At 56.8% G+C, this 20,089-nt stretch carries 19 protein-coding genes; 14 read left to right on the top strand and 5 right to left on the bottom strand.

Going from position 1 to position 20,089, the window contains the following annotated elements; translation table 11 throughout:
• Positions 1-198: 198 nt before the first annotated feature.
• The 5 genes from PQR63_RS11640 to PQR63_RS11660 all read left to right on the top strand — a co-directional run bounded on the left by PQR63_RS11640 (position 199) and on the right by PQR63_RS11660 (position 5,081).
• A complete protein-coding gene (locus PQR63_RS11640; protein ID WP_408168026.1) occupies positions 199-1,341 on the top strand; it encodes a branched-chain amino acid ABC transporter substrate-binding protein in 1,143 nt (380 codons plus the stop codon).
• Positions 1,342-1,445: 104 nt separating this feature from the next.
• A complete protein-coding gene (gene livH, locus PQR63_RS11645) occupies positions 1,446-2,372 on the top strand; it encodes a high-affinity branched-chain amino acid ABC transporter permease LivH (protein WP_094564309.1) in 927 nt (308 codons plus the stop codon).
• Entirely contained in the window at positions 2,372-3,598 is a 1,227-nt protein-coding gene (locus PQR63_RS11650) for a high-affinity branched-chain amino acid ABC transporter permease LivM (protein WP_408168027.1), read from the top strand. The genes livH and PQR63_RS11650 overlap by 1 nt, the downstream gene beginning before the upstream one ends.
• Positions 3,595-4,377, top strand: coding sequence for a high-affinity branched-chain amino acid ABC transporter ATP-binding protein LivG (gene livG / locus PQR63_RS11655; protein WP_408168028.1), 783 nt, complete (start codon positions 3,595-3,597; stop codon positions 4,375-4,377). Before PQR63_RS11650 ends, livG begins: the two co-directional genes overlap by 4 nt.
• Positions 4,377-5,081, top strand: coding sequence for an ABC transporter ATP-binding protein (locus PQR63_RS11660; RefSeq protein WP_408168094.1), 705 nt, complete (start codon positions 4,377-4,379; stop codon positions 5,079-5,081). The genes livG and PQR63_RS11660 overlap by 1 nt, the downstream gene beginning before the upstream one ends.
• A gap of 199 nt (positions 5,082-5,280) precedes the next feature.
• On the opposite strand, the gene PQR63_RS11665 is transcribed toward PQR63_RS11660, so the two are convergent.
• Entirely contained in the window at positions 5,281-5,907 is a 627-nt protein-coding gene (locus PQR63_RS11665; RefSeq protein ID WP_408168029.1) for a hypothetical protein, read from the bottom strand.
• 304 nt (positions 5,908-6,211) lie between these two features.
• Here PQR63_RS11665 and PQR63_RS11670 point away from each other — a divergent pair, with 304 nt between their 5' ends.
• Positions 6,212-6,847 (top strand): FMN-binding negative transcriptional regulator, encoded by a 636-nt coding sequence (locus PQR63_RS11670; RefSeq protein ID WP_408168031.1) that lies wholly within the window; start codon positions 6,212-6,214, stop codon positions 6,845-6,847.
• Positions 6,848-6,898: 51 nt separating this feature from the next.
• Here PQR63_RS11670 and PQR63_RS11675 read toward each other — a convergent pair whose 3' ends face one another.
• Together PQR63_RS11675 and hppD are read right to left on the bottom strand one after the other, a co-directional pair.
• Complete coding sequence (locus PQR63_RS11675; RefSeq protein WP_408168032.1) at positions 6,899-7,186, bottom strand: hypothetical protein; 288 nt, start codon at positions 7,184-7,186, stop codon at positions 6,899-6,901.
• Positions 7,187-7,566: 380 nt separating this feature from the next.
• Entirely contained in the window at positions 7,567-8,661 is a 1,095-nt protein-coding gene (gene hppD, locus PQR63_RS11680; RefSeq protein ID WP_408168095.1) for a 4-hydroxyphenylpyruvate dioxygenase, read from the bottom strand.
• Between the two features lie 179 nt (positions 8,662-8,840).
• Between hppD and PQR63_RS11685 the strand changes: the two genes are divergently transcribed.
• The 4 genes from PQR63_RS11685 (at position 8,841) to PQR63_RS11700 (ending at position 12,556) form a co-directional block, all read left to right on the top strand.
• Positions 8,841-9,359 carry an Lrp/AsnC family transcriptional regulator gene (locus tag PQR63_RS11685; protein WP_007882311.1) on the top strand — a complete coding sequence of 173 codons (519 nt, stop codon included), beginning with the start codon at positions 8,841-8,843 and terminating at the stop codon, positions 9,357-9,359.
• Positions 9,360-9,470: 111 nt separating this feature from the next.
• Entirely contained in the window at positions 9,471-10,574 is a 1,104-nt protein-coding gene (gene ada, locus PQR63_RS11690; protein ID WP_408168096.1) for a bifunctional DNA-binding transcriptional regulator/O6-methylguanine-DNA methyltransferase Ada, read from the top strand.
• Entirely contained in the window at positions 10,571-11,218 is a 648-nt protein-coding gene (gene alkB, locus PQR63_RS11695) for a DNA oxidative demethylase AlkB (protein WP_408168033.1), read from the top strand. The genes ada and alkB overlap by 4 nt, the downstream gene beginning before the upstream one ends.
• Positions 11,219-11,320: 102 nt before the next feature.
• Positions 11,321-12,556, top strand: coding sequence for an MFS transporter (locus PQR63_RS11700; protein ID WP_408168035.1), 1,236 nt, complete (start codon positions 11,321-11,323; stop codon positions 12,554-12,556).
• 81 nt (positions 12,557-12,637) lie between these two features.
• Here the strand turns inward: PQR63_RS11700 and PQR63_RS11705 are convergent, their stop codons facing one another.
• Positions 12,638-13,774, bottom strand: coding sequence for a DNA topoisomerase IB (locus PQR63_RS11705; protein WP_408168036.1), 1,137 nt, complete (start codon positions 13,772-13,774; stop codon positions 12,638-12,640).
• 410 nt (positions 13,775-14,184) lie between these two features.
• The gene (locus PQR63_RS11710; protein ID WP_408168037.1) at positions 14,185-15,468 is read right to left on the bottom strand and encodes a D-amino acid dehydrogenase; all 1,284 of its coding nucleotides are present in this window, start codon (positions 15,466-15,468) and stop codon (positions 14,185-14,187) included.
• Between the two features lie 104 nt (positions 15,469-15,572).
• Between PQR63_RS11710 and PQR63_RS11715 the strand changes: the two genes are divergently transcribed.
• The 4 genes from PQR63_RS11715 to PQR63_RS11730 all read left to right on the top strand — a co-directional run bounded on the left by PQR63_RS11715 (position 15,573) and on the right by PQR63_RS11730 (position 20,075).
• Positions 15,573-16,061 carry an Lrp/AsnC ligand binding domain-containing protein gene (locus tag PQR63_RS11715; RefSeq protein ID WP_007882305.1) on the top strand — a complete coding sequence of 163 codons (489 nt, stop codon included), beginning with the start codon at positions 15,573-15,575 and terminating at the stop codon, positions 16,059-16,061.
• A gap of 55 nt (positions 16,062-16,116) precedes the next feature.
• A complete protein-coding gene (locus tag PQR63_RS11720; protein WP_408168038.1) occupies positions 16,117-16,569 on the top strand; it encodes a MarR family winged helix-turn-helix transcriptional regulator in 453 nt (150 codons plus the stop codon).
• 668 nt (positions 16,570-17,237) lie between these two features.
• Positions 17,238-18,809 (top strand): ABC transporter substrate-binding protein, encoded by a 1,572-nt coding sequence (locus PQR63_RS11725; protein ID WP_408168039.1) that lies wholly within the window; start codon positions 17,238-17,240, stop codon positions 18,807-18,809.
• Positions 18,810-19,133: 324 nt separating this feature from the next.
• Entirely contained in the window at positions 19,134-20,075 is a 942-nt protein-coding gene (locus PQR63_RS11730) for an ABC transporter permease (RefSeq protein ID WP_094564295.1), read from the top strand.
• Positions 20,076-20,089 lie beyond the last annotated feature (14 nt).

Raw genomic sequence — 20,089 nt, forward strand, 5'->3', positions numbered from 1 at the left:
TATGGGGGCATCCGCATAAAAAAAGCTGTCGTATATGACGGAAATGTTACACTCCTGCCCCATAGCGCCAGCATCAGTAAAAATGAAGCGCTTTGTTCGTATTTTGTTCGTATTTGTTCATACGTAACGTCTATAACGTCTGCTCAATGTTGTTGTTGGTTACAGCCTGCAACGAATAAATATATTGGAGGAAATTCAATGAAATCCGTATCCCCTTTGAACCGCCGCCTGACAAAAATCGCCATCGCCGTTGGTGTTGTCGCATCCGCAGTTTCCTTCGCCGGCACAGCCCAGGCTGAAACAGTGAAGATCGCGATCGCCGGCCCGATGACTGGCGCCGTGGCCCAATACGGTGACATGGTCAAAGCCGGTGCACTGACTGCAATCGAACAAATCAATGCAGCCGGCGGCGCTGGTGGCAACAAGTTTGAAGCCGTCCTGATGGATGACGCCTGTGAGCCGAAGCAAGCCGTGGCCGTCGCCAACAAGATCGTCAGCCAAGGCATCAAATTCGTGATCGGTCACGTTTGCTCGGGTTCGACCATCCCGGCTTCCGATATCTATGAAAACGAAGGCGTCGTGATGATCACGCCGTCGGCGACTGCGCCTCAGCTGACCGAAGCCAAACCGCACAAGTATATTTTCCGCACCATCGGCCGCGACGACCAGCAAGGTCCTGCCGCTGCCAAGTACGTGGTTGAAAAGCTGAAGCCAAAGAAGGCTGCCGTTCTGCATGACAAGCAATCCTATGGTCAAGGCGTGGCGACTTCGGTCAAGGCCGGTCTGGAAGCGGCAAAGATTCCAGTCGTCGTGTTTGAAGGCGTGAACGCCGGCGACAGCGACTACTCCGCCGTCATCACCAAGCTGAAATCGCAAGGCGTGGACTTCGTCTACTTCGGTGGCTATCACCCTGAAATGGGTCTGATCATGCGTCAGGCGCGTGAGCAAGGCGTCAAAGCCGTGTTCATGGGGCCTGAAGGCGTCGGCAACAAGGACATCACTGCCATCGCCGGTCCTGCTTCCGAAGGCATGCTGGTCACACTGCCGGCCGACTTCGCTGCCGATCCTGCCAATGCTGCACTGGTCAAGGCTTTCGCTGCACAAAAGCGCGATCCTAACGGCCCGTTCCAGATGCCTGCTTACTCGGGTGTGAAGGTGATTGCCGATGCCATCACCGCCACCAAGTCGACTGATCCGACCAAGGTTGCAGCGTACATCCACGCCAATTCCTTCAAGACACCAATCGGCACGGTTGAATACGACAAGAAGGGCGATCTGAAGTCGTTCAAGTTTGTTGTTTTCACATGGCACAAAGACGCAACGAAGACTGAAGCCAAGTAATTTTTTCTCTGGCTTGCAGTAGTCGTCCATACTGACGTCCGATGCAAAATGCCCCATTGCGGTAAGAATGGGGCATTTGCACATCTATATTTGCCAGGTTTCCTATGAATGAACTGCTCCCACAACTAACCCAGCAGCTCGTCAACGGGCTGAGTCTGGGTGCGATCTATGCATTGATCGCCATCGGCTACACCATGGTCTACGGGATCATCGGCATGATCAATTTTGCCCACGGCGAAATTTACATGATCGGTTCCTACGTCGGCCTGGTGACGCTTACCGCCATCGGCGTGCAGGCGGGCTACCCGTTGCCCTTGCTGCTCGGCGCTGCGTTGATCGTCTCCGTCGTGGTCACCGGCCTGTACGGCTGGACCGTTGAACGTGTCGCTTATCGTCCGCTGCGCGGCGGTCCGCGCCTGGTGCCGCTGATCTCGGCAATCGGCATGTCGATCTTCCTGCAGAACTATGTACAGATCGGCCAAGGCTCGCGCGACATGTCGGTTCCTGTCCTGATTTCCGGTGCGCTGGAATTCCAGATGGGCAGCGACTTTACCGTCACCATTCCTTATTCGCGCATGATCATCGTCGGCGTGACGCTGCTGTTGATGGTCGGCCTGACGCTGTTCATCGCGCGCTCGCGTATGGGCCGTGCCTGCCGCGCCTGTGCGGAAGACATGGGTATGGCCAATCTGCTCGGTATTGATACCAACCGCGTGATTTCCTTCACCTTCGTGCTGGGCGCGATGCTGGCGGCGGTCGGCGGCGTGCTGATCGCACTGACCATTGGCAAGCTCAATCCTTACATCGGTTTCATCGCCGGCATCAAGGCGTTCACCGCCGCTGTGCTGGGTGGTATCGGCAGCATTCCCGGCGCGATGCTGGGCGGCGTGCTGCTGGGTCTGGCCGAGACATTCGCGGCGGGTTATCTGCCGGCGGAATACAAGGATGTGGTGTCTTTCGCCTTGCTGGTCTTGATCCTCTTGTTCCGTCCCACAGGTTTGCTGGGCAAGCCGGACGTGGAGAAAGTCTGATGCCTACAACATTTAAAAACGCCGTGGCGGCGGCAATTCTGACCGCCATTCTGACTACGCCGCTGCTCGGTCTGCAATTGCAGCTCGAAGGCTATCGGGTGGTCTTGCAGGCGCACTGGACGCCGGTGCTGATCGCGGTGCTGGCGGTGTTCGTGTTCCAGCTGATCAAGCCGGCACTGACGCGCAGCACCAAGGGAGTACGTCTGCCTGCGTTGCCGAAGCTGCAGCCGCGTCAACAGAAGTACGCCTTGCTGATCCTCTTTGCGATTGCCGTGGTGTGGCCGTTCTTCGGTTCACGCGGCAACGTTGACGTGGTGACGCTGGCCCTGATTTACGTGATTCTTGGTCTCGGCCTGAACATCGTGGTCGGGTTCGCCGGTCTGCTGGATCTTGGCTATGTTGGTTTCTATGCCGTCGGCGGTTACACCTATGCGTTGCTGAATCAGTACTTCGGTTTTACCTTCTGGGAGTGTCTGCCGATTGCTGCTGGTATGTCGGCCTTGTTCGGCTTCATCCTCGGTTTCCCCGTGCTGCGTTTGCGTGGGGATTATCTGGCGATCGTGACTCTGGGCTTTGGTGAAATCATTCGCTTGCTGCTCAACAACCTGACCTCGTTGACCGGCGGTCCGGATGGCGTATCGGGCATTCCGAAGCCAAGCGTGTTCGGCATCGAAATGGCGCGTAGCGCCAGCGTTGAAGGCGGTACCACTTTCCATGAAATGCTCGGCCTGACGTATCAGGGTGGTCACATGGTGATCTACCTGTATTTCGTCGCCTTGCTGCTGGTGCTGTTCACGTACTTCGTGACCAGCCGTCTGATTCGCATGCCGATGGGACGCGCGTGGGAAGCACTGCGCGATGATGAAATCGCCTGCCGCTCGCTGGGTATCAATCCGACCAAGATCAAGCTGTCGGCGTTCACGCTGGGTGCTGCATTTGCGGGTCTGGCAGGCAGCTTCTTCGCGGCGCGCCAGGGGCTGGTGAATCCGGAGTCCTTTACCTTCATTGAATCGGCATTGATTCTGGCGATTGTGGTGCTGGGTGGCATGGGCTCGCAGCTGGGTGTGATTCTGGCGGCGATCCTGCTGACGATTTTGCCGGAAGTGGCACGTAGCTTTGCGGAATACCGCATGCTGATTTTTGGTCTGGTGATGGTGTTGATGATGATGTGGCGTCCGCAGGGCTTGTTGCCGGCAACGCGTCCTCACGTGGAGTTGCCAAAATGATGCCCGTGACGACTAATACTACTTTGCTGCAGGTCTCGGATCTGTCGATGCGCTTTGGCGGTTTGCTGGCGGTCGACGGCGTGTCGTTGTCGGTGATGGACAAGGAAGTCTTTGCCATCATCGGCCCCAACGGCGCCGGCAAGACCACGGTCTTCAACTGCATCAGCGGCTTTTATCAGCCGACCACCGGCGACATCAGTCTGGCCGGCGCGTCGATTGCACGCAAGCCCAGTCACGTCGTGGCGCAACAAGGGCTGGTGCGCACCTTCCAGAACATCCGTTTGTTCAAGACCCTGACCGTGGTGGAAAACCTGCTGGTGGCCCAACACAATCAGCTCAATAACAATCTGGTGTCGGGATTGCTCAAGTTGCCCGGCTATCGCCGCGCCGAGAAGGAAGCGCTGGATCGTGCCGCCTACTGGCTCGACCAGCTCGGCCTGACCGCGTTGGCCAACCGCGAAGCCGGTACCTTGTCGTATGGCCTGCAACGCCGCGTTGAAATCGCGCGTTGCATGATTACCAAGCCGCGTCTGCTGTTGCTGGACGAGCCCGCAGCCGGTCTCAATCCGCAAGAGAAGCAAGAGCTGCAACAGCTCATCGACAAGCTGCGCCGCGAACACGGCGTCGCCGTCTTGCTGATCGAACATGACATGAGCCTGATCATGGGCATTTCCGATCGTATTCTGGTGATGGAACACGGGAAGCCGATCGTCATCGGCACACCGGACCAGGTGCGCAACGACGAGCGTGTGATCAAAGCTTACCTGGGAGAAGAATGATGTTGCAGTTTGAACAGGTACATACCCATTACGGCGCTATCGAAGCGCTGCATGGCGTATCGCTGAATGTGCAGCAGGGCGAGATCGTCACGCTGATTGGCGCCAACGGCGCAGGCAAGACTACCTTGCTGATGACCTTGTGCGGCAAGCCGCGCGCATCGAGCGGCAAGATCGTCTTTGAAGGCCTGGACATCACCCAGCGTGCGACGCATGAAATCATGCGCATGGGCATGGCGATTTCGCCGGAAGGCCGTCGCGTTTTCCCAAGCCTGACCGTGCTGGAAAATCTCAAGATGGGCGCATTCTTCGCTACGAATGAGCAAATCGAAGAGGGCGTGCAATACGTCTTCGGTTTGTTCCCTCGTCTGAAGGAGCGCACCAACCAGCGCGCCGGTACCATGTCCGGTGGCGAGCAGCAGATGCTGGCGATCGGCCGCGCGCTGATGAGCAAGCCGCGTTTGCTGTTGCTGGATGAGCCGACGCTGGGTCTGGCGCCGCTGGTGATTGCACAGATCTTCGACATCATCCGCACCATCCGCGACAACGGTGTAACGGTGTTCCTCGTCGAGCAAAACGCCAACAAGGCGCTGGGTGTGGCCGACCGTGGCTATGTGCTGGAAAACGGGCACGTGGTCTTGGCCGACACCGGCGCCAACCTGCTTGCCAATGATGCTGTGCGCAAGGCGTATCTGGGGCATGCCTGATCACGCAGCTCGATAACGACCATCGCAAAAAAACGGCGCCTGCATTTTTTCAGGCGCCGTTTTTTAATGGATACCGCAATCTGACACCAGCCCGAGTCAGTGTATTTTCGTCATCAGAGCCAGGCGTTGACAGCTGTACCCGCGGTTGAGCCAGCCGGCACGTAACAATACTGGCGTGCCGGCTGGGAGCGGCTTACGGTTAGACTTTGGTGTCCACGAATACTCCTTTTTGCGAGGCGACGGTTTTTCCTTTGACGTCATACACGTCCTCGGCAATGATGTGCTTTGGGGCGACGGATTTATTTTTTCGGCCTCTCCTTGTTCCTTGGCTTTCTGCAGCCGGCAAGCGATCGTTCAAATCGGCCATTTGTTTTTCGTCCGATACGGATATCTCTGATTTGTCCTTGTTCCTTGCGTCGCGTTTCTGTGCGGTCGCCGTTCCCGGTAAATAAGGCGGGATGTTCTCGTTCTTGTCACTATCCGCAGCGTCAGCGGTGGCAGGATCATTCTTCTTGTTTTTTCCGACGATTTTTTTCTTGTCAACTTCGTCTGCCTCTGATGGCGACGATTTTTTTGCACTCTGGCTTTCTGCTTCTACCAATTGCGCTTTTAAATTTTCGATCTTTTTCTGAGTTTGATCGCGAAGCTGCTTGGCTTTTTCCGGTGACAGTTCTTGCTTGTCAATGTCCGCTGCGTATCGCTCAAGAGCAGCGATTTCGGCTTTCAGACTCTGTGACTTGCGACGATCCTGCTCAAGTTGACGTGCACGATCAGTATCGGTTGGAGAAGGCCGTTGGGACAGTGTTCTTGATGATGTAATTTGCATGTTGTCCTCGCAAAGACTGGTGACATGCCGGCTTTATCGGTTGTTCATCTCGGCGACTCCAGTTTTTCTTGTCGAATTCCGGATATATAGAATTATTTCTAGTGATATTGAAAATTAATTATGTTTCCCTCGCGATTCCCAGTATCTTGCCGTGCGCAATGAGGGATTGATGAGATATGGCCCCGTTGTCGAATTTTTCACAACGAGCGACCAACATTGTCGAGTGTTTTGCCCGCTATAAAAAACCGGCGGGCTCGGTTACAGTAAGTCGCTTACAGCAATCTAATCACACCGAGGAAAACACGTGTACCTACCCAGCCATTTCGCCGAATCCGACCGTCAGGTCTTGCATCGCCTGATGCAGGACTATCCTTTATCGACACTGATTACGCAGTCGTCGGCCGGTCTGGACGCCAATCATATTCCGCTGATCTTGAGCGCCGAAGAAGGCGAGCATGGCGTTTTGCGCGGACACGTTGCGCGCGCCAATCCGGTCTGGAAAGACTATGTGGCGACGACCGAAGTACTGGCAGTTTTCCAGGGCGCAGATGCCTACATCTCGCCATCCTGGTACCCAACCAAGAAAGAAAACGGCAAAGCCGTGCCGACCTGGAACTACGCTGTAGTGCATGCCAGCGGTCCCTTGCGCGTCATCGATGACGCCGAATGGCTGCGCGCGCTGGTGACCAGACTGACAACGCATCATGAAGCTGCAATGGCGCAGCCATGGTCAGTCGGCGACGCGCCGCCGGACTATATCGAGAAGATGATCAGCGCCATCGTCGGCATTGAAATTCCGATCACAAAACTGGTCGGCAAATGGAAGGTCAGCCAGAATCAGCCGGTGCAAAATCGTGCCGGTGTGGTCGACGGTCTGCTCAGCGGCGCACAGCCGAATGGCGCTGCCATGGCGGCGCTGGTGGCGAGCAAGAAAGAGTGAAGCGGAATAGGTGGGGCGACGTTGAAGCCGCGCCGAAAAAGCGCATCTTCTTCAGGCGTTGCTGGTGGCAACCGACAGCACGACACTGAGATAACTGCTGCTGCGATTGCGGCTCTGGGCCTTCTCTTTTTCCAGGCGGAAGATTTCCTGATAGTGCGCCTGGATACGTTGGCGCAGCTGGTTCAGATCTTGTTCGGAGACGGACGACAGCATTTGTTGCAATTGCTGTTGCAGCTCACGAATCTGGCGGGTCAGCAGCTGGATACGCTCGGAAATATCCTCGACGACGGCAGAAGCGGCGTTGGCGGCGTATTTTCCAAATTGAGCGCTGGCAGGCATGGTGTTCCCTTGCAGATGTAGTACTCCTTTTACGACCTTATCTGCGATTTCTTAAGGGCCTGTTAACAATCAATTTGCGAGTGCGAACGTGCGGCAGGCGTTGACTGCCTAGGCGCAGCGACGCGACGTAGCGGCACTACGGCAAGGAGCTGCAACAACGGCAGGCGACGCCTGCAGCCGTTCCCGAAGGGTTCCCGCCCGAAGGGCGCGCTGGCCGCGTTGTACGGTTTGCCTGCATACCCTTCTGGCGGGAACGCATCTCGCAAATTGATTGTTAGCAGGCCCTAGGGCCAGACAAAAATAAAGAGACGTTCCGGATCGCCCGGAACGCCTCTCTGGTATTGCATTTTTGATAATTTAAACGTTCGGATCAACGAGGTTTAGATGACTCCGCGACGGATCTGATCCAGTTCAATCGATTCGAACAATGCCTTGAAATTGCCCTCGCCAAAACCATCATTGCCTTTGCGTTGAATGATTTCAAAGAAGATCGGCCCGATCAGCGTCTGCGTAAAAATCTGCAGCAACAGGCCCTGGCCTTCGGTCGGCGCGCCATCGATCAGAATCTTCAATTCGCGCAGCGCTGCCAGGTCTTCCTTGTGGCCGGGAATGCGGCGCTCCACCAGATCGTAGTAGGTGTTGATGGTGTCTTGCAGCGGCACCTTGCGCTGATACAGCGTGCGTACAGTCTGATAGATATCGTCTGTGCCCAGCGCGATGTGCTGGATACCTTCACCGTTGTACTGCTTGATGAATTCTTCGATCTGCGACTTGTCGTCGGCGCTCTCATTGATCGGGATGCGGATCTTGCCGCAAGGACTGGTCATGGCGCGCGACTTCAGGCCGGTCATCTTGCCTTCGATATCGAAATACTTGATCTCGCGGAAGTTGAACAGGCGCTCGTAAAAGGAGGACCATTTATCCATCGCGCCGCGCACCACGTTGTGCGTCAGGTGATCGATGTACGTCAGGCCGACACCGACCGGATGGCGTTCGACGTTGGGGAAGAACTCAAAATCAATATCGTAGATCGAACCGCGGTCGCCATAGCGATCCACCAGATACAGCAGCGAGCCACCGATGCCCTTGATGGCAGGAATGTTCAGTTCCATCGGGCCGAGCTTGGCCGGTACGCCTTCGGCACCCATTTCCAGCGCGCGCTTGTAGACCGCAGCCGCATCCTTGACGCGGAAGGCCATGGCGTTGACCGAGAGGCCATGTACCTTGGCGAATTCAGTGGCATTGCTGTCCGGCTCCGCATTCAGGATGAAGTTGATCTGACCCTGACGATACAGCGTCACGTTTTTGGAGCGATGACGCGCGACAGCGGAGAATCCCATCGATTCCAGCACGGCGGCGATCGGCATGGGGTCCAGTGCGGCGTACTCGACGAATTCAAAACCGTCGGTACCCATGGGGTTGTCGAACAGGTCGGTGCTGCTGCGGGTGGAAGTAATCTGCGTGGCTTGGCCCATCATGGTCTCCTGGAATGTGGAGCGGGGCAGGTGCCTTGTGGGCGCCTTGCACCAGCTCAGTACTGGGTAATGTATGAATCCAGTTTATTGCAGGAGTTACGCAAAATGTGATTGTTATTTCCACATTTGTCGCGGTATGATGCACAAATTGTTCAATATTATGGGGAAAAGAGGGCGATATGAGCACTATCACCGTAGATCGGTTTGATCTGGCCTTGCTGGCTGAGTTGCAGCGCGACGGTCATATCACCAACAGCGCCCTCGGCCAGAAAGTACACCTGTCGACTTCCCAGATCAGCCGGCGCGTGCAGCGTCTGGAAGAAGCGCATGTCATCGAACGCTATACCGCGGTGCTCGATCCGGCCGTCGTCGGCCTTGGCGTCACGGCATTCACCAACGTTACGCTCGACCGCCAAGGCGAAACACGCGGCGACCAGTTCGAAAAAGCGGTGCAGAGCATGCCGGAAATCATGGAGTGCTTTTCCATCACCGGCGAAGCGGATTATATCCTGCGCATCGTCGCCCCCGACCTGGCGGCGTTTTCCGAGTTCATGATGACGCGTCTGCTGCGCCTGCCCGGCGTCACCAACGTCAAATCCAACATCACCATGAAACAGATCAAGCACTCGCATGTGCTGCCGCTGGATCACGTCACGCAACCGGCGCAAAGCCGTCAGCGCATCAAGTTTTCGTCCTGATTTTTCCGGAGAAACAATACCGGATTTGAAAGCAAGAGGCGGAGTGTAAGGCTCCCTCCCGCCGACCATACTGCGATGACCGTGTAACTAAAAGGTGTCATCATGTTCAGTATGAATACCAGCAAGTCCATTTCATCCGCTCCGGTTTCCAAACTGGTCGCCAGTCCTGACGACCAGCGCTGGCAGGCCGTCACGCAACGCGACAAAGCCGCCGACGGTAGTTTTTACTATGCCGTACGCACCACTGGCGTCTATTGCCGGCCATCGTGTCCTTCGCGTCAGGCGCGCCGCGAAAACGTCGCCTTCTACGATACTGTGGCACAGGCAGAACAAGCCGGCTTTCGCGCCTGCAAACGTTGCAAGCCGAACGAAGCTGCACTGGCTGAGCGTCAGGCGCAGGCCATTGCCGCAGTCTGTCGAGCTATCGAGCAGGCAGAGGAGTTGCCTTCGCTCGACGACTTGGCACAGATCGCCGGTATGAGCCGCTTCCACTTTCATCGCATTTTCAAAGACAAGACCGGCGTCACGCCCAAGGCCTACGCCGCAGCGCATCGGGCGCAGCGCTTGCGTCAGGGCTTGGCGCAGAGCGATACCGTCACCAATGCCATGTATGACGCCGGCTTCAATTCCAGCGGACGGTTTTATGCAGAATCTACCGGTCGCCTGGGGATGACGCCTAGCGCCTATCGCAGCGGTGGCAGCGGTGCGCAGATCCGTTTTGCGGTCGCGCAGTGCTGGCTGGGTGCGATTCTGGTGGCAACTACCGCCAAAGGCGTTTGCGCGATTACGCTGGGGGATGACCCGGATCAATTGGTACGCGATCTGCAGGATCAATTTCCTCAGGCTGAGCTGATCGGCGGCGATGCCGAATTCGAAAAGCTGATCGCCAAAGTGATCGGCTTCATCGAGTCGCCGCAAGGCGATCTCAACCTGCCGCTCGATGTACGCGGCACGGCTTTCCAGCAACGCGTATGGCAAGCACTGCGCGAGATCCCGGCCGGCGCGCGCGTGACGTATTCCGACATTGCCCAGCGCATCGGCAAGCCGTCTGCAGTACGCGCCGTCGCCAGCGCCTGTGCGTCGAATACCATCGCCGTATTGATCCCATGTCATCGCGTGGTGCGCATGGACGGTTCGTTGTCGGGTTACCGCTGGGGCGTCGAGCGCAAGAAGGCTCTGCTGGAGAAAGAGGGAGAAGGAGAAGTTCTGTCATGACCGGTGATCTGTTCGCTGCCTTGCGCGTGCCGTCCGTCGAACGTATCGACGACGGCGCGATTTGGCTGCGGGCCTTTGCCGACGAGCAGGTGGCTGTTCTCGTGCAGGCTATCGACCAAGTGACCGCGCAAGCGCCTTTCCGGCAGATGCAGACACCGGGCGGTTACACCATGTCGGTGGCGATGAGCAACTGCGGTGAACTCGGTTGGGTCACCGACCGGCGCGGCTATCGCTATCAGCGTGACGATCCGCTGTCGCAGCGGCCATGGCCTGCCATGCCGGACGTGTTTGTCAAGTTGGCTGTCGCCGCTGCAAATGCAGCAGGCTTCGACAACTTCATGCCGGACGCCTGCCTGATCAACCGCTATGTTCCGGGTGCGCGCATGTCGCTGCATCAGGACAAGAACGAAGGCGACATGACGCAGCCGATTGTGTCGGTGTCGCTGGGGTTGCCGGCGACCTTCCTCTTCGGCGGCAACGAGCGCGCTGACAAGCCGGTACGCATGCGGCTCGAGAGTGGCGACGTGGTGGTGTGGGGCGGCCCGTCGCGTTTGCGTTTTCATGGCGTCGACACGCTGGCGGAGGGCGTGCACGAACTGACCGGCCAGTGTCGCTACAACCTGACTTTTCGTAAGGCGGGTTAAGACACTTTTTGGCAGGGCGGTCCAAAATGGGGCGTCAAAAGACAAATCGGACCAACAGGTCTAAAATTTCGGGTTTCCCAATCCAAAATAAAACAGGCCATCATGGAGACAGCGCTCAACCCGCCGGAAATGCCTCAGGCAGCCGAAAAACAGGCTGCAGAAAAAACCGGTTTCCGCGTCCTTGGCGCGATCAGTTTTTCGCACTTCCTCAATGACATGATTCAATCGCTGCTGCTGGCGATTTATCCGCTGTTGAAGGGCAATTTCCATCTGAGCTTTGCCCAGATTGGTCTGATCACCCTGACATTCCAGGTGACTGCTTCGCTGTTGCAACCTCTGGTCGGCCTCTACACCGACAAACATCCCAAACCGTATTCGCTGGCCATCGGCATGGGTTCTACCTTGTGCGGTTTGCTGCTGCTGTCGGTCGCGCCGAATTTTGGTGTGCTGCTGGTTGCTGCTGCGCTGGTCGGCACCGGTTCTTCTGTCTTCCATCCTGAAGCTTCGCGAGTGGCGCGCATGGCATCAGGCGGTCGCCATGGTCTTGCACAATCGCTGTTCCAGGTCGGCGGTAACGCCGGTAGCGCGATGGGCCCCTTGCTGGCGGCATGGATCATCATCCCAGGCGGACAACGCAGCATCGCGTGGTTCACCATTGCGGCGCTGATTGCCATCGTCGTGCTGCGTCAGATCGGTCACTGGTATCAACGCCAGCAACTGGCTGGCAAGACCAAGGCGAAGAAGAAGGCCACCGGTTATGTTCAACTGCCACGCAAGCAAGTGATCCAGGCGGTCAGCATCCTGTTGCTGCTGATTTTTTCCAAGTACTTTTACATGGCCAGCCTGTCGAGCTACTTCACGTTTTATCTGATCAGCAAATTCCAGCTGTCGGTGCAGGATGCGCAGATTCATCTGTTCGTGTTCTTGTTTGCGGTCGCCATTGGCACCGTGGTCGGCGGCCCGATCGGTGACCGTGTCGGGCGCAAGCTGGTGATCTGGGTATCGATCCTGGGTGTTGCGCCGTTCACGCTGATGCTGCCATACGCCAACCTGTTCTGGACTGGCGTATTGACCGTCATCATCGGCATGATCCTGGCGTCGGCCTTCTCGGCAATTCTGGTGTTCGCGCAAGAGCTGATGCCTGGCAAGGTCGGCACCGTGTCGGGTTTGTTCTTTGGTTTCGCGTTCGGCATGGGTGGTATTGGCGCGGCGTTGCTGGGCAAGCTGGCCGACGTGACCGATATTTTCTTTGTGTATCAGGTCTGCGCTTTCCTGCCGCTGATCGGCTTGCTGGCAGCCTTCCTGCCGAAGCTGGAGAAGGCGCCTGCAGCTGCTTAGCGCTATATTCTCTCGCGCATGAAAAACCGGCTTTCCACGCAAATGGAAAACCGGTTTTTTATTTTCTGCCGATGAATTTTTCTACCGCTTGCGAGATTTCGATGGTTTGACTTCTTCCTGCAAGCGTTGTTGCAGCAGCGCCAGCACCGCAGCTTCTTCCGGGCTTAACGCGTGCAGGTCGTGAACCAGATTGTCGCGCACCTGTTTCTTGAGTGTGCCGGCCGTGACGCCGTCCAGATACGAAGAAATCACGTCAGGGTGCACATAGCATTTGCGGCAGATGGTCGGTGTATTCCCCAGCTTCATGGCTACGTGCTCAATAGCCTGGACGATGTTTTTCTTCGCCTGGGCCTGTGAATCAAATTGCTGAAATTCGTTCAGCGCCAGTGCTGCCAGCACGGTTCCCGCCCAAGTGCGAAAGTCCTTGGCGGTGTAATCCTCGCCCGTAATCTCGTGCAGGTAGTCGTTGACGTCGCTGGAGCCAATGCTGTGCGTGTCGCCGGCCTCATCAACATACTGAAACAAATCCTGCCCCGGCAAATCGAGCAGCTTGCGCACGATGCGCACCATGTAGGGATCGTGCAGTTTGATGGTGTGCTGCACACCGCTCTTGCCGCGAAAATGGAATCTGACATCGGCGCCATCGACCTTGACGTGGCGATTGCGTAGCGTGGTCATGCCGAATGACTGATTGCTGCGCGCGTACTCGTCGTTGCCGACGCGCATGAGTGTGGCTTGCAAGAGATAAATGACTGTCGCGAGTACTTTTTGTTTGCTCAGGCCGGGTTTCTTGAGATCGTGCTCAAGGCATTTACGGATCTGCGGCAATACTTTCGCAAAGCTGATCATCCGCTGATATTTGACTTCATCGCGCACGATGCGCCAGCGCGCGTGATAGCGGTATTGTTTGCGTTGACGCGCATCGCGTCCGGTGGCCTGGATATGGCCGTTGGCCCACGGGCAGATCCATACGTCTTCCCATGCGGGCGGCACCGCAAGCGCCTTGATGCGGGCGAGAAGGGTGTTGTCATGGATGGTCTTGCCGTCGCTGTCGATATAAATGAAATCGCCGTGATCGCGTTTGCGGCTGATGCCGGGTGTATCGTCGTTGACATAGCGCAGACCGCTTTCCCGGGCAATTTTCTTTGCACTCGGCACAGCCGGAGTTGAGCCCGAGTTTGCTGAGCAGGCCACGTCGCGATGGACTTGTGTATGCATACGAAGGTCTTTCCTCAAGCGAACTTGCGTTTGCGGATGACTTAACAAATGCTGGAGGTGCCGTGTAATCCATCGCGGTCAATGACATGCATTAAGCGAACGGGCGGCAGCAAGGTTCAAGTGCGGCCTTGCTGCATGGTAATGACTTGGAAATGCAGTCTCCGGCATATTGTCTTCGTCGTAAACGGCGGAGGGAATTGTGAGATACAACCGTCGATGGATTGATTATCGGCGCATTGCTTCGGAAGGAATGTCAGCGCAACCAGACAGCGCGTGTGGGACGTTTCCTACGTGGGCCACTCGTACACTATCGAATGCCCACAGCGCGCAAAAAACAAAAAGCCGAAGCATGAGGCTTCGGCTTGGTAGGTTGTAGCGCTGCTGCTGATTTTCGGTAGCTTCCTGATAGATCAGGCAGTCGCAGTAGCGTGGAATTGCTGCTGACCCATATAACGCGCCACCGACAAATCGTCCGAAGCGATAGCAGGGCGTCGGCCCGAAATCAGATCCGACAGCAATTGACCGGAGCCGCACGACATCGTCCAGCCCAGCGTGCCATGGCCGCTGTTGATGAACAGGTTGCTGATCGGTGTGGCGCCGACGACTGGCGTACCGTCCGGCGTCATTGGACGCAGGCCGGTCCAGAAGCTGGCTTGTGCCGTATTGCCGGCACCCGGGAACAGATCGTTGACGACCATCTCCAGCGTGGCGCGGCGCTTCGGATTGAGCTCCTTGTTGAAACCGACCACTTCCGCCATACCTCCCACGCGGATGCGGTTGTCAAAACGCGTGACGGCGATCTTGTAGGTTTCGTCGAGGATAGTCGATACCGGTGCGGCCTCGGCGTTGACCACTGGCACGGTGATCGAATAACCCTTGAGCGGATATACCGGAATGTCGACGATGTTGCGCAGGAAGTTGGTGGAGTACGAACCCAATGCAACGACGTAACTGTCGGCCTTGACCAGTTCCTTGCCGCATACCACGCCGTCAATCTCGCCACCGGCCACCGCCAGCGCATCGATATCGACGCCGTAGCGGAAGCGCACGCCGAGTTCCTCGGCCATTTTCGCCAGCTTGGTGGTGAACAGCTGGCAGTCGCCGGTTTCATCGTTCGGCAGGCGCAGGCCTCCAGTCAGTTTGTGGCTGACTTTGGCCAGTGCCGGTTCGGCGCCGGCGAGCTGATTGCTGGTCAGCAGCTCGTAGGGCACGCCGGTCTGGCGCAGTACGTCGATATCCTTTTGCGCGCCGTCGAACTGTTCCTGCGTGCGGAATAGTTGCAGGGTGCCTTGCTGGCGGCCTTCGTAATCGATGCCGGTGTCGGCGCGCAGTTCGCGGAAGCAGTCGCGGCTGTATTCAGCCAGGCGCACCATGCGTTCCTTGTTGACGGCGTAGCTGCCGGCATTGCAGTTGCGCAGCATTTGCCACATCCAGCGCAATTGCTGCAGCGTGCCGTCCAGGCGGATCGCCAGTGGAGCGTGTTCTTCAAACATCCACTTCAGGGCCTTGAGCGGAATGCCGGGCGCAGCCCATGGCGAAGCGTAGCCGGGCGAGATCTGGCCGGCGTTGCCGAAGCTGGTTTCGAGTGCCGGACCGGGCTGGCGATCAAGCACCGTGACCTGATGACCTGCCTTGGCGAGGTAGTAAGCACTGGTGACGCCGATGACGCCGCTGCCCAAAATAACGACACGCATGGTAATTCCCTGAAATAGTTGTGTTTAATTAGAATTTAAAACTATGATATTGAGAATTAAGTAGTCTTTGTTTGTGTATTAATTAGTAAAAACGAGAATAAATCATGAGAACGCAGCAGCTTTCAGTACGCACTCTGGACAAGCTGGATCGCAAGATCCTGGCGGTCCTGCAAAAGGACGGCCGCATCTCGATGAAAGACCTCGGCGAACAGGTCGGCTTGTCGATCACGCCGTGCATCGAGCGCGTCAAGCGTATGGAACGCGATGGCGTCATCAGCGGCTATTACGCGCGCATCAATCCGGAGACGCTGGGGGCGACCCTGCTGGTGTTTGTCGAGATTACGCTGAACCACAAATCGGGCAATATGTTCGAGCAGTTTCGCCGTGAGGTGTTGCGCATTCCTGAAGTGCAGGAATGCCATCTGGTGTCGGGCGACTTCGACTATCTGATCAAGGCGCGTATCCGCGGCATGGCGGAATACCGCAAGCTGCTCGGCGACATCCTGCTGCAACTGCCGGGAGCGGCGCAGTCAAAGAGTTATGTCGTGATGGAAGAAATCAAGGAAACCCTGGCCTTGCCGCTGGAAGAGTAATTGCCGGCTTGTCGGGACGCTGCAGAGATATCGTCAATTCTTGTTTATTAAAAAAATGTCAGATCAGTCAAATCAATCGGAACTGGAAACGCATCTTTTCTTCCTGTGCACGCAAGTCGTGTATCGGCGCAATCACTTGCTGCAGGATGCCTTGCGGCCGCTGGAAATCCTCCCCACGGAATACCGGATCCTGAGCGCGGTGTTGCGCAAGGGGCCGTTGACGATGCAGGAGCTGGCGCAATGGACGGCCTACGAACGCACGCGCGTCACCCGCATCCTGCATGCAATGGAGGCGCGAGCATGGATTGAGCGGAGCACGTCGGCGCAGGACAAGCGATCGGTGGTCGTGCAGATTACGGAGAGCGGACGCGAGATGTTCTGGCAAGCCAAGGTGATCGTCGATCAGGTCACCGATCTCGCCATGAGCGATAACTCCGAAGAGGAGATCGCGCAACTGCGGCATGGTCTGACCGTCTTGCGCAAGAAGCTGATGGCGATGGAAAGCTGAACTGCTTCTCGTCTGCACGGGGCACGATGCTGAGTGTCGAGGAGTGCAGCATCTTGTCCTTCGCTGTACTTCTTCTTGTTATGACGTTCCTTCCTTCTCTTCTTTTTCTCTGTAGCGACGCCCTCCGTCTCCACGATCCGATTCTGTTGCAAAAAATCCACCCAGTGTTTTTGATCGGTTCGCTGAGTCGGACTGCTGCAAAGCGCAATTTCACCCCATGCACCATCTCGTGACGCGAGAGGATTTTTGTTTTCTCCGTTCACGCTCCCCAGCGGCATTCCGGGTCGCATTCCTGCTGCAATTTTTCGCCGCGACGCATCAATCAGGTGACGCCCTTGTTTGGTGATTGAGGTTCTTCGTGCGCCTGTTTTTGGGGCGGTGCAGCATTTGTGTTACTAAATAACAGTGCTTTCTTTTTCTTGTAATGCTACATAGGTAATGGGTTTGCAACCTTCTTAGGATGTTTACTGATTGCTGCATTAAACTTCGTGATATAAACTACCAAAAAATTTGAACAAGCAGTTGCAGCAAAAGAATAAGAAATAAAGCATCAGCAAGCGGCGCAATACGGATGTGGCCTCACCGGGAGTTCTGAGAAAACCGGTAGCCGTCCGATCGCCGTTGCATGGCCAGGATTTTTAACCCAGCAGGCATGTAGGAGAGGGATGATGACAGTGCGATCTTTTTTACCGTCGTTCAACAAGGGCAGGCGTCTGCTATTTCAATGTGCGGCAAGTGCGGCGGTGCTGCTGTCGGTGAGTGTATCGCCACTAGCACAGGCCGCTCCGGGCGGCGTCGCTAATCTGGCGATGGTGGCCGAACCGCAAACACTGGATCCGATGGCGTCGACCACCGATCTGGTTGCGACCATCATGCAGCACGTCTATGAGCCGCTCTATACCTTTGACGCCAAGTGGAACATCCAGCCCATGCTGGCTGAGAGCCTGCCGAAGGTGAGTGCGGACGGCAAGACCGTCACCATTGAGCTGCGCAAGGGCGTTAAATTCCACAACGGCAAAGAGATGAAGTCCGACGACGTCGTCGCTTCGCTCAAGCGCTGGATGGATATCGCACCACGCGGCAAGGCGGTATCGAAAGAGATCAAGAGCCTCGACGCCAAAGGTCCTTACACCGTCGTGTTGAACATGCAGAATGCCTACGCACCTTTGTTGGCGCACCTGGCGCTGCCGTCCGGTTTTGCTGCGATCATGCCGAAGGAGTCCGCCGTCAACCCGTTGAAGGACTTCATCGGTACCGGCCCTTACCAGTTCAAGGAACGCAAGCCAGACCAATACGTGTTGCTGACCCGCTTTGACGGCTACAGCGCGCGCAAGGAAGCGGCCAGCGGTTATGCCGGCAAGCGTGAAGCTTTGCTGTCTGAACTGCGCTTCATCCCTGTGCCGAATCCCAATACCCGTGTTGAAGGCTCGCTCTCCGGTCAGTATCAGTTCGCCGATCTGCTGCCGGCAGAAGCCTCGCCGCGTCTGGCAGGCAAACCGAATGTCGTGCCGGTGATCACTGCGCCGTTCGGCTTTCCGTATGTGGTGCTGAACACGGTGCAAGGCCCGCTGCAAAAGCAGGGCGTGCGCCAGGCGATTCAGGCAGCGCTGAACATGAAGGAAATCATGACCGCCGGTTTCGGCGATCCGAAGTTCTTCTCGGTGGAGGGTAATCACTTCCCGAAGGGGTCACCGTTCTACTCCATGGACGGTACGGCTTCGTATAACCAGGCCAATGCAGCCAAAGCCCGCGACCTCGCCGCCAAGGCCGGTTACAAGGGCGAACCGGTCAAGATCCTGACCAGCAAGCAGTATGAATTTCACTACCGCATGGCATTGGTGATGGGCGAAGAGCTGAAGCTGGCAGGCTTCAAGGTCGACATGCAAGTGGTCGACTGGGCGACGCTGATCCAGCGCCGCAATGACCCGGCGCTGTGGGATATCTACATGACCCATTCGGCTTTCCTGCCCGAGCCTACACTGTCGCCACCGCAACTGAGCGACGGCGCACCGGGAGGCTGGAAGAGCGCCGGCAAGGACGTCTCGGTCACCGTGTTCTCGCACGAGATGGATCCGGCGCATCGCGGTGCGTTGTGGGGCAAGGTGCAAAGCGTGGTGTACGACGAAGTGCCGTATATCCGCCTGGGCAGCTTCAACAGCCTGACCGCGAAATCGTCCAAGCTGCAAGGTTACACACCGATGCCTTGGCCATATTTCTGGAACACCAAGCTGGCTGATTGATTAATTAACTGATCAATCAACTTCCCGGCGCATTGCTTAACAATGCGCTGGTAAAGGACATCTCTCTGAACGCATTTTCATTCATCGCTGTCGTCCCAGCGAAGGCTGGGACCCAGTGTCTTGAAAACGGTCGATAAGACGCTGGGTCCTGACTTTCGTCAGGACGACAAGAATAGGGGAGATGTTGTATCAGATCTCGTGCCTTCACCCGGCGATGTCGTTACAGTGATATTCCAGATCGACTTGCTGCAATTTGAATTCAAACGTTTTCATTTTTGATGAAGCTGGTTGGCTGGCAACTTTTTTCTAACTGATTCCACGTCTATGCTCCGTTATCTTTCAGGACGTTTCACCGGCATGGTGATCGTCATGCTGATCGTCGCCGTGCTGGTGTTTTTCATCACGCGTCTGGCGCCGGGCGATCCGGCTGCGATCATGCTGGGCGACCAGGCCACTGTGGCCGACATCGCCAAACTGCGCGCCCAATACGGCCTCGACAAGCCGATGCTGGTGCAATTCGGCTTCTGGCTCAAGGAGCTGGCGCAGGGCAATCTCGGTCAGTCCATTTTCTTACAGATGCCGGTGACCGAAGCGCTGGCTTCGCGTGCCGAGCCGACTTTCTTTCTGACGATTTTTGCGGTGGCGCTGGCCTGTCTGATCGGCATTCCCTGCGGCATCGTTTCCGCTGTGTGGCGCGGGCGCGTGGTGGATCAGGTATTCACCGGTATCGCGATGCTGGGTGCCAGTATCCCGAGCTTCTGGTTTGGCCTGATTCTGATGCAGCTCTTTGCGGTCAAGATGGGCTGGTTTCCGGTGGCGGGTTATGGCGATCCAGGTGCGCCGCTGTGGGATCGTCTGCATCACTTGCTGCTGCCGGCGGTGGTGCTGGGCGTGCTTAACTCCGCGTTGATCATCCGCTTCACGCGCGCTTCCATGCTCGACGTGCTGTCCGATGACTACGTCCGTACCGCACGCGCCAAAGGGTTGAACGAGCGCCGCGTGATTTTGCGTCACGCCTTGCGCAATGCCTTGATTCCGGTGGTGACCGTGATTGGTCTGACGGCAGCGCTGATGATTGGCGGCGCGGTGGTGACCGAGACGGTGTTCGGCTTGCCGGGCGTCGGCAATCTGGTGGTGTCGGCAGTGCAGCGGCGCGATTATCCGGTGATTCAGGGTGCCTTGCTGGCGATTGCCGTGATCTATGTGCTGATCAATCTGGCGATCGATTTGCTCTACACGCTGATCGATCCGCGCGTCCGGTATTGATCCGGCTCTTGAAC

This window comes from Herbaspirillum rhizosphaerae (genome assembly GCF_046025915.1).
Classification (GTDB): domain Bacteria; phylum Pseudomonadota; class Gammaproteobacteria; order Burkholderiales; family Burkholderiaceae_D; genus Herbaspirillum; species Herbaspirillum rhizosphaerae_A.